This is a genomic window from Luteimonas sp. GW821-FHT14E02 (genome assembly GCF_058803905.1).
Window position 1 is genome coordinate 37,919 of record NZ_JBXAPK010000001.1, and the last position, 15,516, is coordinate 53,434.

Sequence of the window (15,516 nt, forward strand, 5' to 3'; positions counted from 1 at the left end):
CGACAACGTCGGAGCCTTCGGAGTATCGCCGTTCGCGTTTCATCGTTCTCCTCGCGCCTCCGATGTTTCCCCTGTCCCCATCATATCCGCCTTTGTTCAGTGATGGTGTCCCACCGGCATCGCGCCTCCTTCGCCATCCGGCAATACCACACGCACCATCTGCATCATGCCCAGGTCCTCATGATCGAGGATGTGGCAATGCAGGACGAAGTCGCCGGTGTAGCGCCGGTAGCGCGAACGCACGACGACTTTGTAATCCTGCTTGACGAAGATCGTGTCTTTCCATGTCCCTTTGAGATTCGCGTATTGCGAATCGCCCGGTTCGCCACTCGCACTGACGTCGTTGCCATCCGGATCCAGGATCTTGACGATCTGGAATGGATTGACGTGGATGTGGAACGGATGACCGATGAACTTCGACGCGAGCGTCCATTCCTCGACATCGCCCAACACCAATGTCCGTACATTGTTCTGGTCGAACAGCTTGCCGTCGATGGTCGGCTCCGGTGGCGATTTGGCCAGATCGATGTTGAACGTCACGCTTTGGTGTCCGGTGATTTCGTCGTCGGTGATGCTCGGGTGCGGCATGAAGGCGCGCGTGCGCAGGTCTTGCCGCAAATCGGCCACCACGCTCGCCGCGATCGAGGGCGGCATGAAGCGTTGCGCGGCGGCGACCAGTTGGTCGCGCAGATAGGCTTGCGGATCGCCAGTGACATTCGTGCCCTCGCCGACCGAGACGAAACCCAGCAGCTGCCGGCTCTCGAGCACGGCATTGACATTGCCGTCGGCCGGCGCCGCGGCATCGAGCATGCAATAGTTCCCTGCCTCCGGGAACACCATCAGCACATCGCTGCGATAACCCGGCTGCATCGTGTTGCTGGTCTTGTGGATCATCTGACCGTGCGTCAGGCCGTCCGCGGCGATCTCCCATTGCGATAGCAGTTCGCCCGTGCAATTTTCGGAAATCCACTTGTTCTGCTGAGCAGGCCGTAGCTTCCCGGGCGCCGCCGCGCTCATGCGCAGCTTGCGGAACTGCACCTGGATGGTGTCGCGCACGCCGGCGTCGATGATGCGCCAACGTTCGATGCTGCCGGCGCGCACGTCGGTGAAGACAGGCAAGATGCGGCCATTGATGCTGGTGTAGCGGCCGGACTCCCCCCAGCTGAAGGGACCGAACTGATCGTAGCCTTCCAGGCCGCCGACATCGCCCGGATCACAAATCCAGGACACGGTCTTGCCGTCGGCGCTTTTCTGCGTCTTGATCTTGCCCGTCGTGTCGCGACAGGCGTACTGCACCTGCTGCAGCAGCACCACGCGCTCCGGCACGGATGCGCCGCTGCTTTGCCGCAGCAAGGTATCGATATCGCCGGTTCGCGCGGATGTCGGCAGGCGCGTGCCGCGAATGACCAGCGCGCCGGCCATGCCGCTGGATACCTGCAGCGCGGTCGATCCGTGCTGGTGCGGATGATACCAGTACGTGCCAGCGGGATGATCGGCGGGAATGTTGTACTCGTACTGAAAACTCACACCGGGACGCAATGTGATCAGCACGTTGTCGCTGTTGCCGCTGGGGCTGATCCACAAACCGTGCGCATGCAGGTTCGAGGAATTGAAGCAGTGCGGAATGTTGTGGTTGTCCGGCGGCGCATCCGCGAGCGAACACCCCGTTTCCCGCGGCAGCTTGTTGTTGAGGCTCACGCGCACCGTTTCGCCCGGATAGACGGAGATTGTTGGCGCCACGAAAGGCACGGCCGGCGTGGCACTGCCCGGGTTTCGGTAGGAACGCAGATGGACCTTGTCAAAACGGCCAGTGGCCGGATTGAAGATCTGCGAGTCGGTGTATTGCAGATCCAGCATCAGCCGGGCGCCACCTCCGGACATCGGCGCCACGCCCGCCACCCGCTTGAGGCCGCCATCGGCATCGTCGGCACGCACGATCACGGCCTGCGGCGGTTCGGCGACGACTTGCGAACCGCCCTGCGCGGACGCGCTCGACCATGCCGTCGCCATGCTACACACCAGACAGAAGCGGACCAGACCAGACATCGGGAGTTCCTGGAAGCAGAGGTCAACCCATCACGGACGTGACTCCGGTCGAGGATGGGATTCAAAACCGCTACCACCGTCACGTCGCTAGCAAATCTAGACGACAGCGCCATGTCAGGCACCTGCGAACTTTGTCAGGTGAAGCCGCCGCCGCGAGCTGCGCATGATGGAAGCCAGTGCGATACGCCGAGCCTGTGGAGGCCGCGATGGAACTCACCGACGCCCGACCCGAGATCGCCGATGCGGAACCCGTTACCGCGTCCAGGCCTCCGCGCCCGGTATCCGCTGTCGATCATTTTCTCGACAGCCTGCATGCCGAAGGTGTCGATGCGGTCTTCGGCGTGCCGGGCGGACACATCTCGGCGCTGACACAGGCATTGCGCCGGCAACAGCGCGTGCGCTACTTCATCGCCAATCACGAAGCCGGCGCCGCCTTCATGGCGGATGGCTACGCGCGCTCCGGTGGAAAACTCGGCGTGTGCACGGTCACCGCCGGTCCCGGCGCGACCAATGCCATCACCGGTGTGGCGTCCGCGCAGCTGGACAACGTGCCGCTACTGCTGCTGAGCGGACAGACCGCGACCGACCGCTTCGGGCAATCCGCGATCCAGGAAAGTACATCGGAGAACGGCATCAATACCGTGGAAATGCTGCGACACTGCACCGCCAGCTCCACGCTGGTGAGCGACGTGCGCAGCTTCCCGCGCCTGCTGGCGCGCGCAATGCGCACCGCCTGTTCCAGGCCGGCCGGCGCGGCGCATCTGTGCCTGCCCGCGAACATCGGCAATCAGCCGATTCCGACGGGAACGAAGATTCCGCCGGTCTCGGCCACACGGCATGCGCACAACGTGTGCGTGGAAGAAACGCGCGCGGTCCTGAACATGATCCGCCGCGCCAAACGGCCACTGCTGTACCTGGGCTCCGGCGCGCGCGAAGCGATGCCCGACTTGCACGAGAGCCTGAGCCAGTTTATCGAGACGCATTGCCTGCCCACCGTCACCAGCGTGCGTGGCAAGGGACTGCTGGACGAAGACCATCCACTGTCGCTCGGCGTCTACGGCATCGGCGGCAGTGCGCGCGCCGATCGTTATCTGGAGCATGGTGTCGATCTGCTGGTGGTGATCGGCAGCCGTCTCGGCGAATGGTCGAGCAAAGGGTTCTCGGCCGCGCTGCACAGCATCCCAACGCTCGTGCAGGTCGATCTCAAGCTCGCCAACATCGGCCAGACGCGACCGGCACAGGTGCCGATCGTCGCCGAGGCCGGCGCTTTCCTGCGCACGCTGATCTCGCTGGCGCGAGACCTGCAGGCGCCCGCGCCCGATGCGCGCCGTTTCGAAGAAATTGCACAGCTGCAAAGCCTGCCGAGACCACAAGAGCAGCCGATTGAGGATGACACCTCCGATCAGAACCGGCTCAAGCCACAGCACGTAATGCGCGAACTCAATCGCGTGCTGCGTCCGGACACCGATCTCTACGTCGACATGGGCAACTGCACCGCCTGGGCCGCGAACTATCTCTGCGTGCGGCCGCCGGCGCGCATCTTCATCCCTTGCGGACTGTCATCGATGGGATGGAGTTGCGGCGCAGTGATCGGCGGCAAGATCGCGCGCCCTGAACGGCGCGCCGTCTCGCTGGTGGGCGATGGCGCGTTCCTGATGAATGGCAGCGAGATCGGTGTGGCCGCGAAATACGGCATCGGCACCGTCACGATCGTGTTGCAGGACAACTATCTCGGCACGGTCAATCATGGCGAACGGGCCAGCGCCGATCGCGCCTATTCGATCGACGATCCCTACTACTCGCTGGGCACGCTCGATCTCGAAGCGTTCTCGCGCGCACTTGGTGCACGCAGCCATGCCGTGCGCCGCCCGAGCCAACTCTGGCCCTGCCTCGCCGACGCGTTCGAGCGCGCCGAAACGGACAAACAACCGCAGGTCGTCGTCGCGCACATCGATCATCGTGTCTGCCCACCCTACGGCGATCGTTTCAGTTCCGTCGCCAAGGCCGCGGGTGGCGGCCCGCCGGGAGCCGCGTGATGGCGCAGGAGTTCGGCATCGTCGGGCTCGGCACCGCCCTGCCCAAACGTGTGCGCACGAGCGAGGACCCGATCTTCGACCACATCCGCCAGGAAGCCGCCAGCAACGGCATCAGCGAAGCCGCGCTGTTCTACGGCAATCGTCAGCATCACGTACTCGGGCTGGATGAGACGCTCGCGGAACTGGCGGCCGATGCCGCGCGCGCGGCACTCGCGGACGCACAACTGGCCACGGAACAGATCGATCGCCTCTACGGCGCCGTCTCGCTGTCGGAATACCTCGCACCGGCCGAACTGTATCGCGTGCACGAACTCCTCGGCCTGCGCCCGAACCTCATGACGCTGCCGCTGCAAGGTGAATTCACCAACTTCGTGCTGAGCCTGATTACTGCCTGGGAAGCGCTCAAGTCCGGACACTGCCAACATCCGCTGATCGCCACAGGCGCCGGCTGGACGCGCAACATGGATTACCGTCGCGGCAGCGCCTTCGGCATCGGCGACGGTGCCGCCGCTGTCGTGCTTGGCGCAAGCGAATCTCTGATCGTGCAGGACTGGGAAGCGGAAACGCTCGGCTCGCAGTACCAGGCCATGACGTTGCGCTCGCGCGCGGGCACCGGGGCGGAACAGCCGACCTTCGCGCTCGAGGAAGACGGTATGCGCACCTTCCTCAGCCTGGGCATGGAGGGTGCGCCCGCACTCGTCGGACGGTTACTGGAACGCGCCGGCCTGCGCGGAGACGACATCACCTTCATCGGCCACCAGGCCAGCCGCAAGCTGATGGATCACTGGAACGCGAAAATCCGCCCGCGCGACTACTTCGACACCCTCGAAGATGCGGGCAATCTGATCTTCGCCTCCGTCCCCTTCACCCTCGCCCGCTACCGCAAACAGTTGCGCACGCCTTATCTCGTCCTTTACGGCATCGGGATCGGCAGCGTGGCACAGGTGGCGGTACTGCTGCGGGTATAGAACGATATCGTCAGGACAGCGCCGGAAACCGCTCCCACAGCTGTTCGAACTGCATGCCGAAACAACGCATCAGGTACGCATCCCGGCTGACGATCAGATTCTCCTGATTGGAGCTGCTCGCGCTGCGCGTCCAGTTGAAGCTCCCGTTGGCAAGCTGCTCGCCATCGAACAGCGCGAACTTGTGATGCATGTGGGAGGGTGCATCGTCCAGCCTCACCTCGATGCCGTCCGATGCCAGTCTCGCGATATCGCTGCCTTCGTCGAAGCGCTTGTCGTTGTCGCTGATGATGCGCACGCGCACGCCGCGGCCATGCGCGGCGACAAGCTCACTGCTCAAGCGATCGTCCGCGATGGTGAAGACGCAGACATCGATGCTGTGCCGGCTGCTGCGACACAGTTCGCGCAGCTTGCGAAGGCAGCTCTCGCCGGGTGTGAAGAATGCCGTCGTCGCCGCGACGGCGGTCGCGGTTGAGAGGTCGAGCGTCTTGACCACCTGTTCGAGCCAGCGCAGCACGTCCAGGGTGCCGGTGCCATCGGCCAGCACCAGCTCTCGCGCCATCTCGAAGGCGCGGTTGCGCAGATAGCGGATGCGTTCGGCGTCGAGGCGCGCGCCGACCTCCCGCAGCTCGAAGCGCTCCTCGTTGTCGAGATTGAAATCCGCGACGCTGGCGCGCAGGACTTCATCGAGCCGGCCGAAATCCATCGCTTACGCCGCCGGCTCGATCGTGGGCGCGGCCAGACGTTTCTGCACGTCCTCGCGCATCTGGGTGAGATCGCGCTCGGCCTGACGCCGTTTCTCGATGCCTTCCCGATGGATTTCTCGCACGTCCTCGACCGTCTTGATCAGCTGGTCATGGACGTATTGCAGGGTTTCGATATCGATCACGCCGCGCTGGTTGGCCTTGGCGGTGGCCACCGAGTTCTCGTGCAACAGATCGGCATTCCTGCGCATCATCTCGTTGGTGGCGTCGTCGATGGCTGTGGCCAGTTCGACTGCGTTCTTCTGTTCGTGCAGCGACAGCTGGATGGCGAAGCTGCGCTTCCAGGCCGGGATGGTGATGTCGCGCACCGCGGCGAACTTCTCGATGAGCAGCATCGCGTTGGCCTGGATGATGCGGATAGTCGGCAGTGACTGGTCGGCCGCATGCTGCAGGAGCACCAGATCGCCGATGCGCTTGTCGAGCAGGCGCGCCGCGTTGTCGAGTTCCGAGCGCCGCGTGCGCGATTCCGGGTCGTCCTTGTCCGCCAACCCGCGCCGCTCCTCTTCGAGAGTGGCCATGCGCAGGCGGCCAGCCGCAATGTGTACGCCGAGATCGTGACGCTCCTCGCGCACGATCTCGTGCATGCGGTCGAACTCCCTGACGCGCTTGCCCAGGTCCTCCTGCTGGCGCGAAACGTCGCGCATCAGCTGCTCGATCTGCTGATTGGTATTGCTGAACTTCTGTACCAGCTCGCCCTTGGACGCCCGCATCCGGTCGATCAGCGGTCCGACGATCGGCAGCTTCGAGCGCGCGCCAAGCTTCTGCAGGTTGAGCGTGCGCGCGATGCGCACGACCTCGCCGAGCTTGTCGCCAGTCCCGTCGAGATCGCGGTTGCGCACCTGGTCGAGCAATTGGCTGGAAAACGCCGTGGTCTTGGCGGCCGCGTCGCGACCGAACCCCTGGATGCCCGCCGGGGCGAGATCCTGCAGCGTGCGGCTGATCTCCACGATGCGCGCGGTATCGGCGGTGGTGAGACCGAGCGCCGTCAACGCGGCTTCGTCCGGCAGGCCCGAGGCGGGCAGTACGACGACGTCCGTGGTGGGCTGGGTCATGGCGATGGCTCCTTGGGTATGCGTTCGATGGGTGTCGCGTTTGTGGGAAGTCCGTCTGCGGGAAGGCGCGAAGCGGAGATGTGCAGCGAGGCGAGTTGCGCGCGCAAGGCGTCGCGAACGTCGGCGATCGCGGCCGCGCGTTCGCGATCGAGTTGCGCGGCGACGGCTTCGGCGGAAGCACGCTGGCGCCAGAGCGGCACCAGGACGTCGCGCAGCTGCGCATGGCGATCGAGCAGCGCGGCGGCATGGTCGCACACCATGGCGATCTGCGACACGCTCATCCGCCACGAAGCGAGAATGGCATCGAGGTGCTGCAGACGGCGCTGCCGGGCCGCCTCGTTTTTGGCCGTCGCCGGTGGTGCCACGCGTTCGCGCGCCAGCAAGTCGTTCAGGCGCTCGATCTGCTGTTGCAGGGAGGCCGACAGCGTCTTCAACTCGGCGCGCCCGCCGATGAGTGCGTCGGCGTGCGCCTGTGCCGCGAGGGCATGCAGCCGAACGCGGTTCTCGACTGAATCGGCCTGGGCTTCGGCGACCAGATCGCGGCCGATGAGGCGGCCGAAGACGCCGGCGCGCTGGCGGCGCCGCACCGGATCGCCGCTATCGATCGCCGCCAGGACGCGCTCGAGCTCGGCAAGCAGCGCGCCCGATGGCAGCTGCGCCAGGCGCGCGTTGATGGTGGCCAGGTCGACAGCGGCAAGAATGTCGGCGCCGATCTGTCGCACGGCGTCACGGCCATCGTCTGGCTCGGGCGACATCGCTTCGGAACCTGGCGCGTCGGGCATCACGAGGGATCCGCCTCCGGGCCGATGCCGCGCCTCGAGGTCTTGACCGGTGCCGCTTCCGTGGATGCCGCATCGCCCAATCTTTCCAGTGCCGCATCGAGCGGGAGTTCCGCCGACGTGGGACGATGCGGTTGTTTGCGCACACCGGAAGACTTGGCCCTGGGCTCCATGCCGGTGGCACGGGTCGCATCGACCAGCTGCAACATGATGGTCTGGATTTTCTGCTGCTGGTCGTGACTGGCGCGTAATGCTTCCAGCAAGGGCTCGACCGCAGCGCGCAAGGTGTGCGGCAAGGCTTCGGTGATGTTCGTCGTTGTCGTTCCCGATACGGATGTTTCGGATGCGGCCGACGGTCGATCGGCCACGCGTTGCAGCAATGCCAGCAACGCATCCCAAGGGGCCGGCGTAGCGGCTGGTGGAGGCACGACGACCGGCGCGGGCGGTTGCGCCGCAGCATCGCCGATCGCTTGCAGACCGCCGGCGATATCGGCTAATTGCGCCACCACGCGACCGCCGACATCGGCATCGTCGGCGCCCATCGCCTTGTTGCGCAGGAATTCGCGCTTGATCTGCGCCCAGCGTGCGGCGTCCTCGGTCGTCAGCGTGCCACGCAGTTCGCCGAGCTTGAGCAGGTTCTCCTCCGCGCCCATGGTCAGCAGCTGCGCTTCACCGAGATAATGATCACCGATGAGTTGCTGCAGCTCGGCTTCGTTCATCACCGGCGAAATCTTCTCCGCCAGCTTGTTCATGTTGCGATAGCTGCCTTGCAGCTTGAATGGCGGCTCGGTGCGGTACTTGTCGGACTGCGCGGCGCTGGCGATGTATTGCTGGTTGACGCGATAGACCACATCGCGCACCTGCATCAGGCGTTGCAGGGTGGCGACGATCTCGTTGCTCTCAGCGCCACTGTAAGCGTGGCTCAAGCCGTTGAGCGAGACCTCCTTGCCCTGCGCCCTGTCGACGAAGAGATAGAGATCGCCAAGATCACGCGTGGCCAGAGGCGCCAGTACCGGATTGGAGGTCAGGCAGTTCTCGATGTAGCTGAGCGTGAACGCATCTTCCATGCCGCCGAGCACGTCACCGAGGTTGTAGATGTCGGCGCGGTTCGCGAGCATGTCCGGAATCTTGAACACCTCGCCGGATTCTGTGTAAGGATTGCCGGCCATCACCACGCAGAACTTCTTGCCGCGCAGGTCGTAGGTCTTGGTGCCGCCCTTCCACACGCCCTCGATGCGGCGCGTGCCGTCGCACAGCGAAATGAATTTCTGCAGGAACTCCGGATGCGTGTGCTGGATGTCGTCGACATACAGCATCACGTTGTTGCCCATTTCCAGCGCGAGGTTGAGTTTCTCGAGCTCCTGCCGGGAAGTGGCGTCGGGCGCCTGCGCCGGATCGATGGAACGCACGCCATGGCCCAGCGCGGGGCCATTGATCTTCATGAAAATCAAGCCGAGGCGATGAGCGACGTACTCCATCAGCGTGGTCTTACCGTAACCCGGCGGCGAGATCATCATCAGCAAACCCATCAGGTCGCTGCGCTTGTCCTCGCCGATCGTGCCGATCTGCTTGGCGAGATTGTCACCGATGATCCGCAGGTAGACGTCGTTGATGAGCTTGTTGCGCACGAACGAGGTCAGTGGCCGCGCCTTGAACTCCGAGAGCCGCAGCGCCTCGCGCTCGCGCGTGACGACGTCCTGGCGGATCGACTGGTAGCGGCGATAACCGGGCAGGAAACTGTCACGATGCACGCACAGACGCTCGATCAGATCGTCGGCCGCCAGCGTCATGCGCCCGCCCTGGATGCGCGGATGCTCGCCGAGCAATCCTTCGATGATCGCCAGCAGGGCGGTATCGTTGTCGCGACGGCGCAACGCCGATCCGCTAAGCAGCAGCGCCGCCGCTTCCGGCGCATACGCGGCCAGCGGCGCGAACTGCGATTGCGAACACAGCCCTTCCAGCCAATGCAAGGCATGTACCCAGCGTGCGGCCGTCGGCAATGCCGTCAATGTGCGCGCGAAGGCGTCCTGCATGCCGGCGGCCGCCAGGCGTGCATGCAATCCTTCGCGCAACTCGCGCGCGTAGCACGAGAGCACGAAGGCCGGTTCGCCGTCGCCCAGCTCCTCGACCAGATAATCCGCCGCCTTGCGCGCGAGCGCTGGATCGAAGACCAGCGCGGCATCCCGGATATGGTTAGCGATGGCCTCTGCGATCTCCGCGCGCAGCGCTTCGAGCCCTGCGCGGGCACCAAAGAGTGCCTGCATGGCACCAGCAGCCATGCGTCGCTGTACCCAGCCATGTGCATCCTCGCGTTGTCCGTGCTCAGCCCAGAACAGCACGGCGAGCGCACGTGCCGCCGGTGCGTGAAGCAGAGCGCCAGCCGCTGCGCGCTGCGTCAACAATGTGCGCAAGATCAGCGTCGCGTCGTGATCATGGATGCCGCGTTCGTAGCCGTCACGGTAACGTGGCGCGGCGAACCCGTGCACGGTCTTGGCCAGCGCTTCCGGGTCGGAGACCTGGCGTTGCAGCAGATCGAGACTGAGGCCGTCCCGTCCCGCTTCCGCCGCATCCAACAACTCGCCGGCCAGGTATTCGCCGCGATACAGCGTCGGCGATTCGGACTCCAGCGTGACCGGCCAGAATTCGCGCAGCGCGGCGAGTTCCTCGCTCTGGAGCGGATGCATGAAATCGGTGCCGGTGAGATGCAGGGCCAGCGCATCGCCACGCGGCAGCAAGGTGAGATCCAGCGGCTGCGTATTGATGCTGAAGCGGTGACGGCCGAGCTTGATGACGTTGCCGCCGTCCTCGAACAGATCGGTGCGATCGCGCAAGGCCCGCACGGCCTGATCGCGCGCGCTCTTCAGTCGCGCCTCGACGTCGTCGGCCTTGACGCTGTCCTTCAGCGCACGCAGCCGATCGGCCAGTTCGCGGACCTTGAGGATCAGCGGATCGCCAGCGAAGAAGGCATTGAGCTCATCGGCGCTGGCGAATTTCTCCGTGCGCCGACCCAGGCCGTCGAGAATGCGATCGGCGGCATCCAGCACCGCCTGCGCCTTGCGCTGGCGTTCGTCGAGCAATGCCTGCTTGTGCGACTCGAAGGTTTCCAGCAACTCCTCGCGCTTGCCGAGGATGTCGTCGAGGAACTGTTCGTGCTCGCCGAACTGGCTTTCCAACCCTTCCAGCTGCACCATCAATCGCGACAGCTGTTCGTCGGCGCGTTCCGGATCGCTGGCGAGGCCGAGCGCGCTGGTGATCGCCTGCCCGAACAGCGCGAACTGCGCGCCGAACTGGGCGACGGCCTCGGCAGAACCCAGCGTCTTGCGCCGCTGCTCGGCGCGCGCCCTGGCCTGGTTGAGACGCGCGTAGATGGCCGAGATCGCCTCCACCACGCGCGTGCGCTGCGTGGCGTCGTCGACCTGCAGGCCGGCGATCAGTTCCGAGAGCATGTCGAGGTCGGCCGACATGGTTTGGAGCGCCTGCACCTGTTCGCTCAGCTGCTTCGCGGTCTGTGCCTGCTGGGCCAGGGCATCCAGTTCCTCCACGCGCTTCGCATACGGCTGCAATGCCTTGTCATCGCCAAGAAAGGTGCCGGTGGCCGCACCGATACGCGCGTGCTCGGATTGCAGTTCGGCGCCCATGGCGTCGATCGCGGCGGTGTCGATATAGCGATATTCGCGGATGGTCAGCAGATGGCCGCGCTGGCGAGTGATGGCATTGAGCGCCTCCACGAACTCGGACACCTGCGTCCAGTTTTCCGGCAGCAACCGACCAAGTAGCGCCTTGTGGTCGGCGCGCGCCTGCGTCATCGCCGCATCCGACTGACGGCGGATGCTCTCGACCTTCTCGAATTCGTCCAGCACCGACTCGCCGGTTGCGCTGATCTCGCGCAACAGAGTGGCCGCGCCTTCGCAGTTGGCATCGTCCAGCCAATGATGGGCATCGAACAGGCGCCGGGTATTGCGCACGAGCAGCTGGTAACGCTGCACTGATACTTCGGAGCTCTCGATCTCGCGACCGAGATCGAACAGATTGGAAATACCGCGCACCAGCTCGGCGTTGCCGATCTTGCCCATGAAACTGGTGCCCATCGGGCGACTGGCGGCGAACTCCGCGCTGGCGAACGGTGTCTGCCAGACCTGCATGGGATGGATGCGGGTCGCGCCGTCGCCTTCGGCGTGGAACAGCACCATGCGACCGTCCTGCAACACCGCATGGCCATGGCCGAACAACGGATTCTGCAGCTTGCGCTGGATCATGTTGTAGACGAACAGCGCGCTGCGGCCTTCCTCATGTTCGTAGAAGACGTACATCACGTCCTCGCCGTTGGGCGAGCGGATCGAGCGCTGCAATTGCATGCCGTCCATGCTGGCGTCGAAGGCCTTGTGCTCGCCGTTCTGCAGGTAGTAGCCGCCCGGAAAAATGATGCCGTGGTCTTCCGGCAGCTGCACGCAGGCCTGCACGATGGCGTCGTTGCGTATGACCTTGCCGGTCAAGGTGTTGTAGACCAGGCCGCGCCAGACGGTTTCGCGGTAAGGCAATACCTTCAGCAGGATCAGCGAGCCGACGCGGGCGAATTCGAACGCGGCGTCGTCCAGCGACTGGGTCTTGTCCTCCACCGGCTCGCTGTAGATGCCCTCGCCGCGCTCGGTATTGTTCTCGACCTTGATGGTGAGATCGCCGCCGCTGGTCTCGACGAAGATCGTGTCGAGGATGTTCAGGTGCGGGAAACGGCCGCTGACCATCAACTCGCGCGTGGCGCGCGTCCAGGTGAAATCGAATGGCGGCGCCAGCACCAGATCGCGCTCGCCGCGCATGTCGATGTAGCTCAGCTCGCCCTGGTTGGAGATCGCCCAGCGGAACACACGCACGTCGCTGCTGCGCGCACCGATCTGGAATGCCGCGAGCAGCTTGCTGCCGGTCACGTCGAGCTGCAGTAGACGCGCGTCCTTGTAATACGCGTAGAGTTCGTTGAAATCACGAACGAAGGCCGCGTCGCCGAGGAAGCTCGTCGCGATCTCCACAGGCGTGACGTCGTACCCTTCCGCGCCCTCCACCAGCTTGTACAGGCCGAACACATCCTCCACGCGCGTGGTGGTCTTCAGGCCGATGAAGACGTTGTAGCCGAACAGCAGCAGATCGCCGACCGGGACGATGTCGCGGCCGATGCAATTGTTCTCGGTGCGGATGCGCAGGCGCCCGATCGCCTCGAGACGACTGTCGCCGAATTCCTGCAAGCGGCGCTGGTTGAGCGTGTTGGCCGTCTGCCGCAAGCGCTCGCCCTGCTCGCTCAGCCGGCGGCGCAGGACTTCATAGGCGCCGCCCTGGGCGACGGCCTGATCGACCGCCTGATCGACTGTTTGATTGGCCTGGCTGGTTTCGGTGGCGGCGTCTTGCACGGCTGGCGTGACGGATTGCGACATCGTGATACCTCGCCCGATCCTGGGCGGTTAATGAGCGGCTGCGAAAAGACGGGACTGGAACGACGGGGTCAGACCTTGGTCGCGCCTGGCGCCTGGAGGCCGAACTTGCGGGTGATATCGGCCAGCTGCGCCTGCATCGGCGCGTCGATCTCGTGCGGCTGGATGCGCGCGATGATGTTGCCCAGCACGCGCAGCTCATTGGCATCCACCACGCCATCCTGTTCGGCAATGGCAAGGATCTTGCCCAGCTCGGTCGCGTCCAGACGGCCGTCGTCGCTGAAGCAGCGGATCGAGCGGAAGGCCATTTCCAGGAAGTCTCGGTTCTCTTTGCTCATGTCTTGAACTCTCGATCGATCGCGGTAGAAGTGGCCCGAAGCATCAAAGCACGCTGTCCCGCGGCGACAGTGCCGCGGGACAGTGCCTCAAAGGTTTCAGGCGGGTTCGCCCAGTTCCGGCGTATCACGCCCGACCAGTGCCTGCGGCTCGCGCGGCTCCGGCTTGGGCACGCGGAGGAAGCGCTCCAGCAGGTCCTGCGCGATCGGACTCTTGCCGACGAAGCCTTCCACCGCCTTGCCCAGCGACAGCGCCTTGGAGAAGCTCTCGAACAGGCCGCCGTCGCCACCGACCAGATCGATGTTGGCGTTGCGCAGCGCCGTGGCGATCACTTCCGCGTTTTCCTTCGACACTTCGCGTCCGGCCTCGATCGCCGCCATCGCCTGCTCCAGATGCGTCTCGAGCGTCATGCGGAATTCCTCGTGACCGCGCGCGTTGTCGCTCAGCGAATCGATCGCGCCGAACTTCGCGGTCAATCCTTCCGCCTCGGCGGTGAGCTTCTTCACCGTGACGTTCGCTTCGGCGACGCCCACCGACTCCACCGCCGTCGCCTTGGCGCGACCCATCTTCTCCTCGCCCTCGGCCTTGGCGGCGAGATTCTCGGCCAGCACTCGCGCTTCGCTACTGCCCTGCTTGTAGTTGGCCTCGGCCTTGGCCTCGATCACGCGCGCCTCGGCAACACCGACCTTCTCGATCGCGCTCGCGGTCGCCTCGCGCACTTGCGCTTCGGCCAGCCCGGGCGCGGCGGTTTCCGCCTTCACGCCTTCGGCCAGCAGCTTCTTGGCATCGGACTGCTTGGCGGCCGCGTCCATTTCGGCCTGCGCCAGCGTGGTGAGTTCCACCGCCCGGTACTTCGCCGCCGTTTCCGCGGCTTCCGCTTCCTTGACGGTGCGCACCAGATCTTCCTGCGCCGCGGCTTCGGCCGCGATCACCTTGGCCTGACGCTCGCGCTCAGCCTGCGAGACGGTGCGCACCTCCTTGATGCGCTCCTCTTCCTGCGCCACGGTCTTGTCGATGGCGATGCGCTCGCGGGTGATGTTGGCCACGTCCATCTTGCCGGTCTCGACCACCTTGTCGCGCTCCACGCCCTGCAGCTGCACTTCACGGTCGGTGGTGACTTCTTCCAGCTGGCGCGCGCGCGCCACGCGCTCGGCCTCGATGGCGACGGCGCGCTGGCGGTTCTGCTCGGCGACTTCCACTTCGCGCTGGCGGTTCTGATCGCGGATCTGGATCTGTTCCTCGGCCGCGAGACGCGCCTGCTCGGCGATCAGGCGCTGCTCCTCGCGCACGCGCGCGGTCTCGGCCTCCTCGCGGGCACGGATGGTGTCCACTTCACGCTTCTGCCGCGCCTCGGCCTCGGCCTGCTGGCGTTCCAGCGCCAGCGTGGCTTCGCGCGCCTCGACGTTCTTCTTGGTGATCGCCAGCTTCTCGTTCTGTTCGAGCTCGTTGGTCACCACGTTCTGCGTGGCGGTCAGCTCGGTGATCTTGCGGATGCCTTCGGCGTCGAGGATGTTGCTCGGGTCGAGCAGGCTCTTCGGCGTCTGTTCGAGATAGTCGATCGCCACGTCTTCGAGCACGTAGCCGTTGAGGTCGTTGCCGATCACCTTGATGATCTCGTCGCGGAATTCCTGGCGCTTCTCGAACAGATCGGTAAACTCGAACTTCTTGCCGACCGTCTTCAGCGCCTCGGAGAACTTGGCGTTGAACAGCTCGTCGACGGCGTTCTTGTCGGAAGCGCGATCGGCGCCGATGGCCTTGGCCACGCGCAGCACGTCGGCCTGCGTCTCGTTCACGCGCAGGTAGAAGGCGACGGTGATGTCCGCGCGCATGTTGTCGCGGCAGATCAGTCCTTCCTTGCCGCGGCGATCCACTTGCAGGGTGATCAGGCTGATGCGCATGTGTTCCGCGCGATACAGCACCGGGATGATCAGCCCGCCGGTGAAACGCACCTTCGGCGTGGCGCTCATGTCGTTGACGATCAGGGCGGTGCCCTGGTCGACCTTGATGTAGAAGGCCTTGAACAGACCGAACAGACCCAGCATCACGGCCAGCACGACGACCACACCGATCAAAAGCGGGAGGACCATGGACACACTCATTTCAACCTCTCCTTAGTGATCC

General features: G+C 64.8%; 9 protein-coding genes. 2 read left to right on the forward strand and 7 right to left on the reverse strand.

Annotated elements, in window-relative coordinates; translation table 11 throughout:
- Window positions 1–96: 96 nt before the first annotated feature.
- On the reverse strand, window positions 97–2,046 hold the full coding sequence (locus AC1RNP_RS00130) for a multicopper oxidase family protein (protein WP_493049185.1): 1,950 nt from the start codon (window positions 2,044–2,046) through the stop codon (window positions 97–99).
- Between the two features lie 206 nt (window positions 2,047–2,252).
- On the opposite strand from AC1RNP_RS00130, the gene AC1RNP_RS00135 reads away from it, so the two are divergent.
- Window positions 2,253–4,082, forward strand: coding sequence for a thiamine pyrophosphate-binding protein (locus AC1RNP_RS00135; RefSeq protein ID WP_493049186.1), 1,830 nt, complete (start codon window positions 2,253–2,255; stop codon window positions 4,080–4,082).
- Window positions 4,082–5,050, forward strand: coding sequence for a 3-oxoacyl-[acyl-carrier-protein] synthase III C-terminal domain-containing protein (locus AC1RNP_RS00140; RefSeq protein ID WP_493049187.1), 969 nt, complete (start codon window positions 4,082–4,084; stop codon window positions 5,048–5,050). The genes AC1RNP_RS00135 and AC1RNP_RS00140 overlap by 1 nt, the downstream gene beginning before the upstream one ends.
- 10 nt (window positions 5,051–5,060) lie before the next feature.
- Here the strand turns inward: AC1RNP_RS00140 and AC1RNP_RS00145 are convergent, their stop codons facing one another.
- The 6 genes from AC1RNP_RS00145 to AC1RNP_RS00170 form a co-directional block, all read right to left on the reverse strand.
- Window positions 5,061–5,753: a phospholipase D-like domain-containing protein gene (locus AC1RNP_RS00145; RefSeq protein WP_493049188.1), complete on the reverse strand. Its 693-nt coding sequence runs from the start codon at window positions 5,751–5,753 to the stop codon at window positions 5,061–5,063.
- Window positions 5,754–5,756: 3 nt separating this feature from the next.
- On the reverse strand, window positions 5,757–6,863 hold the full coding sequence (locus AC1RNP_RS00150) for a toxic anion resistance protein (RefSeq protein WP_493049189.1): 1,107 nt from the start codon (window positions 6,861–6,863) through the stop codon (window positions 5,757–5,759).
- Window positions 6,860–7,645 (reverse strand): hypothetical protein, encoded by a 786-nt coding sequence (locus tag AC1RNP_RS00155; protein WP_493049190.1) that lies wholly within the window; start codon window positions 7,643–7,645, stop codon window positions 6,860–6,862. The genes AC1RNP_RS00150 and AC1RNP_RS00155 overlap by 4 nt, the downstream gene beginning before the upstream one ends.
- Window positions 7,645–13,062: a DNA repair ATPase gene (locus AC1RNP_RS00160; protein WP_493049191.1), complete on the reverse strand. Its 5,418-nt coding sequence runs from the start codon at window positions 13,060–13,062 to the stop codon at window positions 7,645–7,647. Before AC1RNP_RS00160 ends, AC1RNP_RS00155 begins: the two co-directional genes overlap by 1 nt.
- A gap of 68 nt (window positions 13,063–13,130) precedes the next feature.
- Complete coding sequence (locus tag AC1RNP_RS00165) at window positions 13,131–13,397, reverse strand: hypothetical protein (RefSeq protein ID WP_493049192.1); 267 nt, start codon at window positions 13,395–13,397, stop codon at window positions 13,131–13,133.
- Between the two features lie 96 nt (window positions 13,398–13,493).
- A complete protein-coding gene (locus AC1RNP_RS00170) occupies window positions 13,494–15,482 on the reverse strand; it encodes a flotillin family protein (RefSeq protein WP_493049193.1) in 1,989 nt (662 codons plus the stop codon).
- Window positions 15,483–15,516: the final 34 nt, after the last annotated feature.

Bases quoted from the DNA above. Each gene is read 5' to 3' on its own strand.
- AC1RNP_RS00130 (WP_493049185.1), bottom strand. From the start codon at position 2,046: ATGTCTGGTCTGGTCCGCTTCTGTCTGGTGTGTAGCATGGCGACGGCA.
- AC1RNP_RS00140 (WP_493049187.1), top strand. From the start codon at position 4,082: ATGGCGCAGGAGTTCGGCATCGTCGGGCTCGGCACCGCCCTGCCCAAA.
- AC1RNP_RS00165 (WP_493049192.1), bottom strand. From the start codon at position 13,397: ATGAGCAAAGAGAACCGAGACTTCCTGGAAATGGCCTTCCGCTCGATC.
- AC1RNP_RS00160 (WP_493049191.1), bottom strand. From the start codon at position 13,062: ATGTCGCAATCCGTCACGCCAGCCGTGCAAGACGCCGCCACCGAAACC.
- AC1RNP_RS00150 (WP_493049189.1), bottom strand. From the start codon at position 6,863: ATGACCCAGCCCACCACGGACGTCGTCGTACTGCCCGCCTCGGGCCTG.
- AC1RNP_RS00170 (WP_493049193.1), bottom strand. From the start codon at position 15,482: ATGGTCCTCCCGCTTTTGATCGGTGTGGTCGTCGTGCTGGCCGTGATG.
- AC1RNP_RS00155 (WP_493049190.1), bottom strand. From the start codon at position 7,645: ATGCCCGACGCGCCAGGTTCCGAAGCGATGTCGCCCGAGCCAGACGAT.
- AC1RNP_RS00145 (WP_493049188.1), bottom strand. From the start codon at position 5,753: ATGGATTTCGGCCGGCTCGATGAAGTCCTGCGCGCCAGCGTCGCGGAT.
- AC1RNP_RS00135 (WP_493049186.1), top strand. From the start codon at position 2,253: ATGGAACTCACCGACGCCCGACCCGAGATCGCCGATGCGGAACCCGTT.